This window comes from Bacillus sp. N12A5, from assembly GCF_026790125.1.
Taxonomy (GTDB): domain Bacteria; phylum Bacillota; class Bacilli; order Bacillales; family Bacillaceae; genus Bacillus.
The window spans coordinates 99,896-113,187 of record NZ_JALAMR010000005.1; the positions used below are offsets into that span (position 1 = coordinate 99,896).

13 protein-coding genes are annotated in these 13,292 nt (G+C 42.8%); 3 read left to right on the forward strand and 10 right to left on the reverse strand.

All coding sequences use genetic code 11. From position 1 onward, the window contains the following. Positions 1 to 10: 10 nt before the first annotated feature. Positions 11 to 256, reverse strand: coding sequence for a DUF5446 family protein (locus tag MOC09_RS06465; protein ID WP_268369955.1), 246 nt, complete (start codon positions 254 to 256; stop codon positions 11 to 13). Between the two features lie 197 nt (positions 257 to 453). On the opposite strand from MOC09_RS06465, the gene sspM reads away from it, so the two are divergent. Beyond that, positions 454 to 558: an acid-soluble spore protein SspM gene (gene sspM, locus MOC09_RS06470; protein WP_003225606.1), complete on the forward strand. Its 105-nt coding sequence runs from the start codon at positions 454 to 456 to the stop codon at positions 556 to 558. Positions 559 to 582: 24 nt separating this feature from the next. Here the strand turns inward: sspM and MOC09_RS06475 are convergent, their stop codons facing one another. Next, positions 583 to 1,542 (reverse strand): DUF2515 domain-containing protein, encoded by a 960-nt coding sequence (locus MOC09_RS06475; RefSeq protein ID WP_268369957.1) that lies wholly within the window; start codon positions 1,540 to 1,542, stop codon positions 583 to 585. Between the two features lie 41 nt (positions 1,543 to 1,583). Here MOC09_RS06475 and recU point away from each other — a divergent pair, with 41 nt between their 5' ends. Together recU and MOC09_RS06485 are read left to right on the forward strand one after the other, a co-directional pair. After that, positions 1,584 to 2,204: a Holliday junction resolvase RecU gene (recU, locus tag MOC09_RS06480; protein WP_268362409.1), complete on the forward strand. Its 621-nt coding sequence runs from the start codon at positions 1,584 to 1,586 to the stop codon at positions 2,202 to 2,204. Between the two features lie 21 nt (positions 2,205 to 2,225). Continuing rightward, positions 2,226 to 4,982 (forward strand): PBP1A family penicillin-binding protein, encoded by a 2,757-nt coding sequence (locus MOC09_RS06485; RefSeq protein ID WP_268369959.1) that lies wholly within the window; start codon positions 2,226 to 2,228, stop codon positions 4,980 to 4,982. Between the two features lie 75 nt (positions 4,983 to 5,057). Here the strand turns inward: MOC09_RS06485 and MOC09_RS06490 are convergent, their stop codons facing one another. From MOC09_RS06490 to dinG, 8 genes are all read right to left on the reverse strand, one after another. After that, the gene (locus tag MOC09_RS06490) at positions 5,058 to 5,552 is read right to left on the reverse strand and encodes a YpoC family protein (RefSeq protein ID WP_268360341.1); all 495 of its coding nucleotides are present in this window, start codon (positions 5,550 to 5,552) and stop codon (positions 5,058 to 5,060) included. Then, positions 5,549 to 6,208, reverse strand: coding sequence for an endonuclease III (nth, locus tag MOC09_RS06495; protein ID WP_003225594.1), 660 nt, complete (start codon positions 6,206 to 6,208; stop codon positions 5,549 to 5,551). The genes MOC09_RS06490 and nth overlap by 4 nt, the downstream gene beginning before the upstream one ends. A gap of 18 nt (positions 6,209 to 6,226) precedes the next feature. Next, on the reverse strand, positions 6,227 to 6,925 hold the full coding sequence (gene dnaD / locus MOC09_RS06500) for a DNA replication protein DnaD (protein ID WP_268367309.1): 699 nt from the start codon (positions 6,923 to 6,925) through the stop codon (positions 6,227 to 6,229). A 94-nt stretch (positions 6,926 to 7,019) separates the two neighbouring features. Continuing rightward, entirely contained in the window at positions 7,020 to 8,312 is a 1,293-nt protein-coding gene (gene asnS, locus MOC09_RS06505; protein ID WP_268360339.1) for an asparagine--tRNA ligase, read from the reverse strand. A gap of 143 nt (positions 8,313 to 8,455) precedes the next feature. Beyond that, complete coding sequence (gene aspB / locus MOC09_RS06510; protein WP_268360338.1) at positions 8,456 to 9,637, reverse strand: aspartate transaminase AspB; 1,182 nt, start codon at positions 9,635 to 9,637, stop codon at positions 8,456 to 8,458. A gap of 22 nt (positions 9,638 to 9,659) precedes the next feature. Next, positions 9,660 to 10,145 carry a cell wall elongation/penicillin-binding protein regulator TseB gene (gene tseB, locus MOC09_RS06515; RefSeq protein ID WP_268360337.1) on the reverse strand — a complete coding sequence of 162 codons (486 nt, stop codon included), beginning with the start codon at positions 10,143 to 10,145 and terminating at the stop codon, positions 9,660 to 9,662. An 8-nt stretch (positions 10,146 to 10,153) separates the two neighbouring features. Next, on the reverse strand, positions 10,154 to 10,324 hold the full coding sequence (locus MOC09_RS06520; RefSeq protein WP_003225588.1) for a YpmA family protein: 171 nt from the start codon (positions 10,322 to 10,324) through the stop codon (positions 10,154 to 10,156). Between the two features lie 143 nt (positions 10,325 to 10,467). Further along, positions 10,468 to 13,263: an ATP-dependent DNA helicase DinG gene (dinG, locus tag MOC09_RS06525; protein ID WP_268369961.1), complete on the reverse strand. Its 2,796-nt coding sequence runs from the start codon at positions 13,261 to 13,263 to the stop codon at positions 10,468 to 10,470. Positions 13,264 to 13,292 lie beyond the last annotated feature (29 nt).

Consider the following 13,292-nt stretch of genomic DNA (forward strand, 5'->3'; position numbering starts at 1 on the left):
GCCCGAAAATTCAGCCGATGCGGTATACCTTTTCAAAGGCATACCTATGTTCAGGCGATTGATACAGCTCATTTATACAAATATGAAGGTCCATAATTTCTTCTTCTAGCACACTCAGGCGCTCATTTTCCGTTTCCCGCATCTCAGCCTCAACTGCGTTTAAAGAATGATTCAGGTTTTGCTCAGCTCGGGTTAATTCATCTTCTATATCAGAAAGCATACGGAGAATATCTGTTTTACTTACGTAACCGGACATTCGTGTACCTCCTTTACTCGTCTCTCCTGGTTAAAATTCTTTGCTCTTTAAGCTCTTTCCTTCCACATGACAAAACTAGAAGCAAATCGCCAAACAAACAGGTATTCCACGAAAAGCTGAAGTTTTCGACAAAAACACCCGCAAAAATTGTATGATCCTTCCCCTTAATGCAAACGATACTTGTGAGGAGGTGCCGTATGAAAACAAGACCGAAGAAAGCCGGCCAGCAAAAAAAGACTGAATCAAAAGCAATCGATTCTTTAGATAAAAAACTAGGCGGCCCAAACCGCCCTTCTACGTAAGAAGCAAGGATATTCCTTGCTTCTTTATTTCTTCAGCCAATGTTCCACTGCAAAAAGCGCATGAAGCTGGCGTTTTTTATGTAAATACCAGTCTGTCAATTCAATCTGCTTGGGCAATTCTTCTCGCCTAAAGCATGTTTTCTTAATCTTTCCATGAAACCAATCTGTTTTCTTTCCGTCTAATGAGTGGATCAACTCAGGATAGCATGTCCTTAACATAGGAGATGTTCTTTTTGTGATCCCGATCATTTTTTCCATATCAAAACGGGAGCCGGTATGCGGCACTGTGTGCAAAAACTGATAGAAAGAGGGGAACAATTCCGGACTGAATAGCAATTGAGACAGCTGCTTTCCCAGCCTTACCCTTTCCTCTGTCTTTGAAAATCGTTTCACTGAAATGCCGTAAAGAACCCTGTCTGGAGAAGGAAAAATAACGGTATTGAAATGAAACCAGTCACTTAAATAAAAAGGAATCGTGTCAAAAACGTTCTTTTTAAACGAAGGATTTTGTATAATAGGTGTTTGGATAGTGTTTTGTTCATTTATAATGAGGGCATACATCAGCCGCTCCGTGTTTCGCTCATGCCAAAAACGGGTCCATTCTTCCGTCATAAATTGTGAGACGCCAAAAACATGGAGATGCTGAAACAGCGGTTTCCCGATTTTTTTTGACCAGTGATACAGTAGAAGCTGCGGATAGGCATCCGAAAAAATAAGCCAATTCGCTCTATCATAGGCTAAAAAGAACCACTTTTGCTGTCTCTCACGGAGTCCAAGCTGAAACAGACTGCCTTTTAAGTCAGTCATTGACCAGCCGGCATTGCGAGAAACGAAAGATGCCAAGAGCGACCATTTGATTTCCGGATGACGGTCATAAAATGCTTTATATGCGTTCGTTCTTGAAATGTTATCTGCGTTTTTTGTTTTTGTCTGCCGCTCAATCAGGCTCAAAAGTTCGATGGTCTGTTGTTCTTGCACATGCATTCACTTCCGTCATGAATAGTTTTAATAAGGAGGATGAGAAAGTGATTCGGTATCCTAACGGAAAAACGTTTCAGCCGAAACATGCCGTTTCATCCCAAAACAGTCAGAAAAGGGCCCCGTCTTACAGTAATCGCGGAATGACCCTCGAAGATGACTTAAACGAAACGAATAAGTATTATCTGACAAACCAAATTGCCGTCATACACAAAAAGCCGACACCTGTTCAAATTGTAAATGTCCATTATCCGAAAAGAAGCGCCGCAGTGATTAAAGAAGCTTACTTTAAACAATCATCGACAACAGATTACAACGGGATTTACAAAGGGCGATATATTGATTTTGAGGCGAAAGAAACGAAAAACAAAACCTCTTTCCCCCTGCAGAATTTCCATGACCATCAAATTGAGCATATGAAGCAGGTAAAGGCTCAAGACGGTATTTGTTTTGTTATTATATCCGCTTTCGACCAAGTTTATTTTTTGGAAGCCGATAAGCTGTTTTATTTCTGGGACAGAAAAGAAAAAAACGGCAGAAAATCAATTCGAAAAGATGAGTTAGAGGAAGCGGCGTATCCGATTTCTCTTGGATACGCACCTAGAATTGATTATATTAGTATTATTGAACAGCTTTATTTTTCGCCGTCATCTAGTGCGAAAGGTTGATTAATGAAAGGTTGAGATGTTATGTCAGATCAATTTACCAGCCGTGAAGCTCGACGAAAAGCAAACAGCAAATCGAGTCCTTCACCGAAAAAAGGCAAGAAACGAAAAAAAGGCGGGTTGTTTAAAAAGACCCTTTTCACTTTACTCATTCTGTTTGTATTAGGCGTAGTCGGCGGTGCCGTAACATTTGCCGTCATGGTTTCGGATGCGCCTTCACTAGACGAAAGCAAATTGAAGACGCCATATTCATCAACGATTTACGATAAAAACGGAAAAGAAATCGCTGAAGTCGGCGCCGAAAAACGGACCTACGTCTCTATAGATGAAATTCCCGATGTTGTAAAAGAAGCCTTTATCGCAACAGAAGATGCTCGCTTTTATGAGCACCACGGGATTGATCCTGTCCGTATCGGAGGCGCCTTAGTTGCCAACTTTAAAGACGGCTTCGGAGCTGAAGGCGGAAGTACGATCACTCAGCAGGTCGTCAAAAACTCCCTTCTTTCACATCAGAAGACGCTGAAACGGAAGGTGCAGGAAGTATGGCTTTCGATTCAGCTGGAGCGCAATTACTCTAAAGATGAAATTTTAGAAATGTATTTAAACCGGATTTATTTTTCTCCTAGAGCATACGGAATCGGAAAAGCGGCGGAAGAATTTTTCGGCGTTACAGATTTAAGCAAATTGACTGTCGAACAGGCTGCGACCCTTGCAGGTATGCCGCAAAGTCCGACAGCATACAATCCCGTTAAAAACCCAGATAAAGCGGAAAAACGCCGGAACATCGTACTCAGCCTGATGAAAAAGCAAGGATTTATTTCTGATTCTCAATATAACAAAGCCAAAAATGTGGCGATGAAAGATGAAGGCGTTGTATCACAGAAGGAATATGAAAAAGCAAGTACAAACAAATACAGCGCGTTTGTTGAAGAAGTCATGAAAGAAATTGATGAAAAATCTGATGTCGATCCATCTGCTGACGGATTAAAGATCTACACGACATTAGATACAAAAGCGCAAGACAAACTTGATGAATTAATGGACGGAGACACTGTAGGATTTACTGAAGGCATGCAGGGCGGCGTTACCCTTCTCGATACGAAAACCGGAGAAGTACGTGCGATTGGCGCCGGAAGAGATTCTGCTGTTGGGGGTTACAATTACGCGACCCAAGCTCAGCGACAGCCTGGATCTACCATTAAACCTATTCTCGACTACGGTCCAGTTATTGAAAATAAAAAGTGGTCCACTTACGAGCAAATTGATGACTCAGCTTACACATATTCTGACGGAACAGCCATTCGTGACTTTGACCGTTCCTATAAAGGGATTATGTCTATGCGTGAAGCTCTTGCCCAATCTCGTAACATCCCGGCTTTAAAAGCATTCCAAGCAGTTGGAAAAGACGCTGCAGTTGACTTCGCTAACGGATTGGGGCTTGGATTAAATAAAGAAAAAGTGTATGAATCATATTCTATTGGAGGATTCGGAGAAGGTAATCCGGGTGTTTCTTCTCTGACCATGGCTGGAGCATACAGTGCATTCGGAAATAACGGAACGTATAATGAACCGCACTTTGTGAAGTCAATTGAATTCAACGATGGAACAAAGCTTGATTTAACGCCTAAATCAAAATCAGCAATGAGCGATTATACAGCCTTTATGATTACAGATATGCTGAAAACAGCTGTTAAAACGGGTACTGGACAGCTTGCTCAAGTACCAGGAGTAGAGGTTGCAGGTAAAACTGGTACAACTAACTTCGATGAAACGACTATACAAAAATACAATATCGCATCAGGCGGTGTACCAGATTCATGGTTTGTAGGATATACACCTCAGTTTACTGCTGCTGTATGGACAGGTGTAGACTCTGAGAACAAGATAGGAAAAAAATCTTTAAATCAAACAGAACAGCAGGTCGCAAAACGTCTATTCGCACAACTCATCGCAGAAGTCGATGACGGAAGCGGATCATTTGAAAAGCCTGACAGCGTAGTGGAAGCCACCGTAGAAAAAGGTTCTAATCCGGCAAAACTGGCAGGGCCAAATACGCCAAGCGATAAGAAGCTCACAGAGTACTTTGTTAAAGGCACAGCTCCTTCTACTGTTTCTAAAACATATGAGAAAGAAGAAAAAGAGGAAACAGCTAAATTGTCTGGTTTAAACGTGAAATACGATAAAGACAATCAATCTTTAACGTTAAGCTGGAATTATGACGGAGATGCGACCTTTGCTGTAAAGCAATCTGTTGACGGCGGCAGCTACTCGGACATTCAAAACAGCTCTGCAAAAGAGGCAGTCATTTCAGGCGTGCAGCCAGGATCTGTATACAAATTCGAAGTGACAGCCGTCAGTGATGATGGCAAAAGTACAGCTTCTACATCCTATCAAGTGCCGAAGGCTGAAGATGAGGAAGATAAAGAAGATCAGCAACAAACGGATGATGAAAATCAAGATGATGAGAAGACTCAGGATGATACACAAACTGATGATTCTCAAACTGATGACAGTCAGACAGATCAAGATCAGACAGATGATGCAACAAACGATCAAGACAAAAAACAAGACAACACGAACACCAATCCGTCCGACAATAATAACCAAGACCAATCTAACGGCAACAACAGCAATAACAATGGCAACAATCAGGATACATCGGATGGTAATACGAACCCAGATACGAATGATTCATCAGGTTCTGATCCAAATAAAAACAAAACAGACAACACTGACAAAACACAAACGAACTCAACATCAACAACAGAAAAAACAAATTAAACAAAAAGCCATCACCTTATCGGTGATGGCTTTTTTCTTCATAATAAAAACCCTCCCCTTTTAAGGGGGAGGATTTTATCGATTCATCGCATGATATTTATAAAAATGCTTTTGCATTTCAGTAAACAGCTCATCAAGCTGAATAAAACAATGGTATTGGGTCGGCTTTAGAAGAATAAATTCCACTCGTTCAGCCCAATTGATCGGCTTTGCGGGAAATGTTTTCTTCGTCAGTTCTGGCCAATCAAGCGTTCTTACCCGTTCACCTGCTGTCCAGTGAAACGAAGCCAGCAAACATACAATGCCCTTTAGCATTTCGTTTTGGTCACATCTCGATTTTCGTGTTTGAAAGACTGGGAGAAGTGATGCTTTGATGTCATCCCACACTTCAAATAAAATCGGAACGTACTTGCCGCTTTCCTTCCATGGCAAAACGCCTTCAGATTTAGTGCAATAATCAAAATACAGGGGGTTGATCCGCAATGCCTCTTTCATATCCGAGAAGCTCAGCTGGCCGATACTGCGCAAGTCTTTTTCATAGGAAGCCAACACTTCTTTTGCTTGCATCATCGTTTCACCAGTCCTTTTTTATCTCTCTTCTGCCCTTCCCTGCACAGAGAAAGCAGCGGACATTCCGCACAGCGCGGAGATTGGGCTTTACAGTGATATCTGCCGAAGAAGATAAGCCGGTGATGGGTAACGGACCAGTCTTCTTTTGGAACTTTGCGCATCAGCGTCTTTTCCACTTCCAAGACTGAGTCCTTCCAACGGCAGATTCCTAAACGCTTGCTGACTCTCTCCACATGGGTATCTACGGCAATGGCCGGCACGCCAAAAGCAACAGACACCACGACGTTGGCTGTCTTTCTTCCGACACCTGGCAGTTTGACAAGCTCATCACGGTCTCTCGGTACTTCTCCACCGTAATCTTCAATAATCATTTTGCTCAGTTTTTGGATGTTTTTCGCTTTATTGCGATACAAACCGATTGATTTTATATCCTGCTGAAGCTCTTCCAGCGAAACAGCCAAATAGTCTTCCGGCCGTTTATATTTTTGAAATAATGTTTTGGTCACTCTGTTTACAAGTGCGTCTGTACATTGCGCAGATAAAGCGACTGCCACCACTAATTCAAAAGGATTGGAATGAACCAGTTCACACTCTGCGTGGGGAAACATGTCGCCTATCTTGTCTAAACAGAATTCAATTTGTTTTAGATTTAACACGATTGTCACCTTTTCACTTTATTGTTCAAGCCAATTGTAAAAAGGAACCTGCCTTTTATACTCTTTTTGCGGTTCATTCTGCTTTTGTTGTACCTTCCGGAATTTTTGGCTGTGAACTTTAGCTTGCTCTACAGTTTTCAGCCCGTTTTTCTTCCACTCAAATAAAATGCGGTCAATGTAACGGAAGCTGAGTTTCCCTGATAGTACAGCCTCTTTTAACGCGTGTTTGATCAGCTGCGCGTCATGCTGATCTTGGTCCTGCCAAATGGCCAGTGTTTCACACTCCAAAGGTGATAAGGGTCTGGCGAACTCTTCCTCAAAAATGGTATAAAGGCTTTTTTGTTCCCCTTCTGCTTTTCTTTCCTGTGTTTGAGTCTGTGCAAGCTGTATATACTCGTACAGCTTGCCCCATAAAGGCTGTAGAGAGTATTTCTCAAACTTGATGCCGTTTTGGTCTTCACATTCTTCAATAAACAGAAAGCCTTTCTGAATAAACATCCGCAGTCTGTTTGTGCATTCCTCAACAGAGATTGACATACCTTCCTGCAGCTGATTCGGTGTAGGAAAATAAGATCCTCTTTCTAAATGCATTTTGATTTTCAGCAGGAGAATAAGCTCTGTTTCATTCAGCCCGAGCTGTTTGTAATGCGTGAGCAGGAGATTAGGGATTGTTGACGTTCCCTGTTCCTGCATATCAATAAACTGATGTTTTTTCATCGTCACACCTCTTACTGTAAAGGATTGTGATTTCCCCTTTACTGTAAAAAGTCTCCCTTGCAGGAGACTCTTTTTCTTGTTTCATTTGAATGTATTACGGATATAGACGGTTTAACAGTCTTGGGAACGGAATGGTTTCACGAACGTGAGGCGCTCCGCTGATCCAAGCTACTGTCCGCTCTAATCCAAGGCCGAAGCCGGAATGAGGAACTGATCCATATTTTCTAAGTTCAGCATACCATTTATATGCGTCAGAATCCAGTCCGTGTTCTTTAAGACGCGCTTCCAAAAGTTCCATATCGTGAATTCGCTCAGATCCGCCGATGATTTCACCATAGCCTTCCGGCGCAATGAGATCTGCACAAAGCACGACATCTTCACGGTCAGAAGCAGGCTGCATATAGAACGGTTTTAAGGACGTTGGATAGCGGGTGATGAATACCGGTTTGTCATAGTGTTCAGCAATCGCTGTTTCATGAGGCGCCCCAAAGTCGTCCCCCCACTCGATATCGTCAAAGCCTTTTTCTTTCAGGAACTCAATCGCCTCATCATACGTAATTCTTGGGAAAGGAGCTTTGATTTGCTCGAGTTTTGACGTGTCTCTACCCAATGTGTTTAATTCAATCTTGCAATTCTTAAGAACCGATTGCACGATGAAAGAAACGTAATTTTCCTGTACTTGAAGGTTTTCTTCAAATTCGACAAACGCCATTTCCGGTTCGATCATCCAGAATTCGATCAAGTGGCGTTTTGTTTTAGATTTTTCCGCTCTGAAGGTCGGGCCGAAAGAAAATACTTTTCCTAACGCCATAGCTGCAGCCTCCATGTAGAGCTGGCCGCTTTGAGACAGGTAAGCATCTTCATCGAAGTACTTTGTCGCAAAGAGCTCTGTTGTCCCTTCAGGTGCGCTTCCAGTCAGAATTGGCGGATCAACTTTTACGAAGCCTTCGTTATTAAAGAATTCATACGTCGCGCGAATGATTTCATTACGGATTTTCATGATCGCATGCTGGCGTTTTGACCGAAGCCATAAATGTCTGTGATCCATCAAGAACTCCGTACCGTGTTCTTTTGGCGTAATTGGATAATCAGTCGCTTCGTGAATAACTTCAATATCTGTCACGGCTAGTTCATATCCAAGCGGAGAACGCTCGTCCTCTTTGACAATCCCTTTTATATAGAGTGACGTTTCCTGTGTCACTGATTTAGCTGTTTGGAAGATGCTTTCTTCCACTTCCGCTTTTACTACGACACCTTGAATAAAGCCGGTACCGTCCCGCAGCTGTAAAAACGCAATTTTCCCGCTTGAACGCTTATTAGCGACCCAAGCTCCGATCGTTACTTCCTCACCTACGTGCTTGTACACTTGGTTGATTGTTGTTTTCAACATATTTCCCTCCAAAACAAGAAAGACATTCGGAAGCTTATTGCCCCGCGAACTCTTTTATCATCACTTTATTATACCCGCTCTTAACTAACCGGGTCAATGCAGATAAAAAGCGGCTTTTTTGTCAGCCGCTTTTTGATCTGTTAGCTATGTTTTTCTACAAAACGCTTGATTCTTTCAATCGCTTTTTCAAGAAGATCTAACGAGGTTGCGTAAGAAAGACGGACATTTTCAGGAGAGCCGAATCCGGACCCTGGAACAATCGCAACTTTTTCCTCCTCGAGAAGCGCTTTAACAAATTCATCTACATCTTTAAAACCGCAAGATTGAGCTGCTTCTTTTGCATTCGGGAACAAGTAAAAAGCGCCTTCTGGTTTCACACAGCTGAATCCAGGGATTTCTACGAGCTTTGCATAGATTGTGTTCAATCTATGTTCAAATGCTTCTCTCATTTCTTCCAGCGGCTCAGAAGGCCCGTTATAAGCAGCAATTGCTCCGTACTGTGCGATGGATGTCGGATTTGACGTGCTGTGGCTTGCAAGGTTCGTCATCGCTTTTATAATGTCTTCTGCTCCAGCTGCATAGCCGATTCTCCAGCCCGTCATGCTGTGTGACTTTGATACGCCGTTTATAATGACCGTTTGCTCTTTCAGTCTGTCAGACAGCTGTGCAATAGAAACATGTTTCTTTCCGCCATATGTAAGTTTTTCATAAATTTCGTCAGACACAATCAGGATGTCATGTTGGAGGCACACCTCACCAAGCGCTGCCAGCTCTTCTTCAGTATACATGACACCAGTCGGGTTGCTTGGAGAGTTAATGACGATCGCTTTTGTTTTTTCTGTGATCGCATTTTTCAGCTGTTCAGGAGAAATTTTGAAATGATTTTCCTCAAGCCCTTCTACATAAACAGGCGTTCCGCCAGCGAGTTTCACCTGCTCAGGATAGCTTACCCAGTAAGGTGTTGGAATAATGACTTCATCTCCTTCATCCAAAATCACTTGGAAAAGGGTGTACAGAGCATGCTTGGCACCAGTGCAGACAATAATTTGAGACGGTTTGTATTCAATCTTCTGGTCGCGTTTAAATTTCTCTGCAATACTGTTTTTTAGTTCAGCGAGACCCCCTGAAGGCGTGTACTTTGTGTGGCCTTCATTCATTGAACGTACAGCGGCATCAATAATGTGCTGCGGTGTATTGAAGTCTGGTTCCCCTGCCCCTAGACCAATGACGTCATGGCCCGCTGCTTTCAGTTCTTTTGCTTTCGCTGTGATTGCCAGTGTAGTAGACGGTGTTAATGCGGATACTCTTTTTGCCAGTTTCAACTTGAACTCCCCCTAATTCGTCTTAAGGCGTGATATTTTTGAGAATCTTTCCAGTTGTAAAGTCCACATAACTTAAACTGTATTGGCCTTCTTTGTTTAAGTACGTTACTTCCCAAAGCAGGACGTTTCCTTCTCTTGCCAGGTGAACCTCTTTTTGCTTTGAAACCAGCCCTTCATCCTGTATGATTTTCGCCGCTTTGTCTTCCGATATTCCCTCTTTTGCTTCTTTTGAGAGAATTTTTGCTTTTTTATCAGCAGGAACCCAGACATATAATTTGCTGCCTTTTTTGTCTGTTCCCTTTACAACATAATATTTTTCTTTTCCGACAAATGTTTCGACTTGATCAACGCTGGTGAGATCGGTTTCTTTTTTAGCTTCAGCAGCTGCTGCTTCGTGCCCCTCTTCCTTTTGTGCCATGGCTGATTTATAAATGCTTGCCGAGACAAGAAGTACTGCTAAAAAAATAATACCAAAAATGACGGTAAATATTAATGCTTTTTTTCTCATCTTCTCACCTACGTACGATAAATGGTAAAAACGGCTTGGTTTTTGTTTTCCTCATCCAGCGCAAGGCCGAACATCAGATTGTCTCTTTTCAGTGTGCGATTCAGTGTGTCTACAATTTTATACAGATCATCAGAATGCTCTACATTAATTGTTGAAAGAATTTCGATTTTGCTTTCCATTTTTTCATCCTCCATTTTGAACAAATATTGTTAGTCATACTCCATTTCAGGACACGCCATACTAGTATCACAGAGCGGCAAAACCGCTTTTAAAATAAAACACCATCCTACTCCCACACCGCAAAAGCCGCTTTATGCGGCTTTTACTCTTTTTTCCCCGCAACGTAATCCTCAAGCTCACTGTCAGTCATTTCGGATACGGAGGTTGTCGGCAGGGCATCGAGAAACAGCCTGCCGTAACCAGCGGTTTTAATCCGTCTGTCCAATATGACAATCGTCCCTTTGTCACCTGCTGTCCGCAGCAAGCGGCCGATTCCTTGCCGGAAGGTCAGCACCGCTTCCGGAAGTGACACTGTTTGAAACGGATTCCGGCCTTTTTTGCGGGCAAGCTCACATTTCGCAGCATGAAGCGGGTGATCAGGAGACCGGAATGGAAGCCTCACGATCATGACTGTTGTCAGCTCATCACCAGGGAAATCAACGCCTTCCCAAAAATGATTTGTGCCAAGCAGGATTGCCTGATTGGATGTTTTAAAAGTTTTCATCAGTTTGCCGGGGCTTCCGCCTGTTATTCCTTGCGCTAATAGCTGAATGCCGGAAGCACTCATTCCGTGCTTAAGCTCCTGATGAACCTTTTTCAGCATATCATGCGATGTAAACAGCACAAGGATTTTGGGCTGTTTTTCTTTTGCCATCAGTTCAATATAACGGGCAGTATCCTGTATAAATTCAGTTTGCCCCGTATCTTGGATTGATTTCATTTCTTTTGGAATCATTACCCGCATGCGTTCATCGTAAGAAATAGGCGACTCAATTCTCATGGTTCGCGGGAAAAAGTCACCGAGCCCCAGCCGTTCGATCATATATTGAAAAGAATCTTCGACTGTAAGGGTTGCAGATGTTAACACCACACTGTTTTTGCGCGCGAAAAACTGATCAGCCAGAAGTTCACCAGGTTCAAGCGGCTGTGCGTAAATGGCCACCGCATTTTTTGCTCCCTTCGCGTCTATTTCAATCCAAACCGCTTCATCGTCATCAGACTCAAAAAACAGCTGCTGTAAAGTTTGACAGTAACGCTGTAAGTCTTTCATGCTTCTTTGATATTCATCAGTTAAAAAGGCGGTTTTGCTCTTCATACTGGTAAGGTGTTTTTCCATGAGGGCAGACTGTGCCTCAAAGAGCTGCTGTAAATGTGCCAGCATGGAACAAAGCCTCTCTGCTCCATCCGTTAAAATCGGCCAGCTTTTATCCTGGCTTTCTTTGTTCACCTTAAAGACTAGACGGTTTAAGTCTTCTTTAGGTTTTCTTCGTTTGACAAAAGAGTGCACAGAGCTGAAGAAAGCATCACTTTCTAATTGAATATGCTGAATCCACTCTTCCAATTCGAAAAACGAATCAACCGGCAGGCTGTTTCGCTGGAATAGCTGTCTCATTTTTTTTAGAAGCCCATGCTCCTTCAGGGTGCCGATTCTGCTCAATTTAGAGTGCAATTCTATGTAGGTGGCTCTTTTTCCTAAATGTTCGCTTGCAGCCCGTTCAAAATGATGTGCTTCATCAATAATAAATGTTCCGCTGTCAGGGAGTCTCTTTTTCCGGCTGCCTTCATCGGTCAGCAAAAGAGAGTGGTTGGTGATGACCAAATCGGAACGCATGGCAATCTGTTTAGCCCGTTCATAAAAGCCGGTCACACTCTCATTGCGACTTCTTTTATTGGATTCATCGTCATAAGCCAACCTATCCCACAGCAATTTTCCGCCTGAGGGTAAATTCAGTTCAGCTACATCTCCTGTGTTTGTCTCTGTCAGCCAAACAAGGAGCTGTGCCTTTGTCAGTACGGCATCATAATTATCATCATCTTCATGAAGCACCTGTTCAAATTTATACAGGCATAAATAATGCGATTGCCCTTTTAAAATCGCCGCTGTTACCGGAAATGGAAACAGGTCTTGGACAATCGGCAAATCCTTTGTCAGAATCTGCTGCTGCAAGAGCGTTGAATACGTGCTGATGATGACCGGCTTTTTTGATTTCTTGGCAAAAAGCGCAGCCGGAATAAGGTAGCCAATCGTTTTTCCGATTCCCGGAGGAGCTTCAATCAACGCGTGCTCACGATTGTCAAACGCTTCAGCCACTTCTTTCATCATCATTATTTGGCCGTCTCTTTTTTCATACCCAGGCATTAACTCAGACAAAGCTTTTTCATTTCCCGCTTCCCAATTTTCAATCTCAAATGAGAAGTCACTGTCTTCATTGACACGTTCATTGAACGATTCAGGCTCTCTGACAGAAAAGGAAGAAAAACGCACATAACCCGGTATGTCGGTATGTCTGTTTTCATAAATGAACATATCCAACAAATGCGTCAGATCACTGATAAAATGCTGCGAAAGCCTTCTTAACTGCTTTAATGTCGGATAAGGCAGCTGCCGCAGCTTTTCAAGGATTTCCAAAAAAATAAGCCCTGTGACTTCAGCATCGCTGTCAGCCCGATGCGGCTGATCATGCCGAAGCTGAAGCTCCTCGCTTAATTCGGTCAGCTTATATCCCTCAAATCCCGGAAAAACAATCCGGGAGAGCTCAACAGTATCCAACACTTCACAATCCGGGAGCTGAAAGCCCGCCTTATGTAACTCATACTTGACAAATCCAAGATCGAAATGGATATTGTGGGCGACAAAATAAGCGCCGTCAAGCAAATGGAACACGTCTTCAGCCACTGCTTCAAACGGCTGTTCATGCTCTACCATTTGATTGGAGATTCCAGTAAGCTGCTCAATAAAAGCAGGAATGGATTTATTTGGATTAATATATTTTGAAAACCGCTCAGTAATTTGTCCATTTTCGATTACAACCGCTGCGATTTGTATGATTTTATCGCCTTTCTTTGGCGAATTCCCTGTTGTTTCTACATCTATAACAACGAACCGTTGCTTTTTCATTAAAATGGACACCTCAATTCTTGCATACG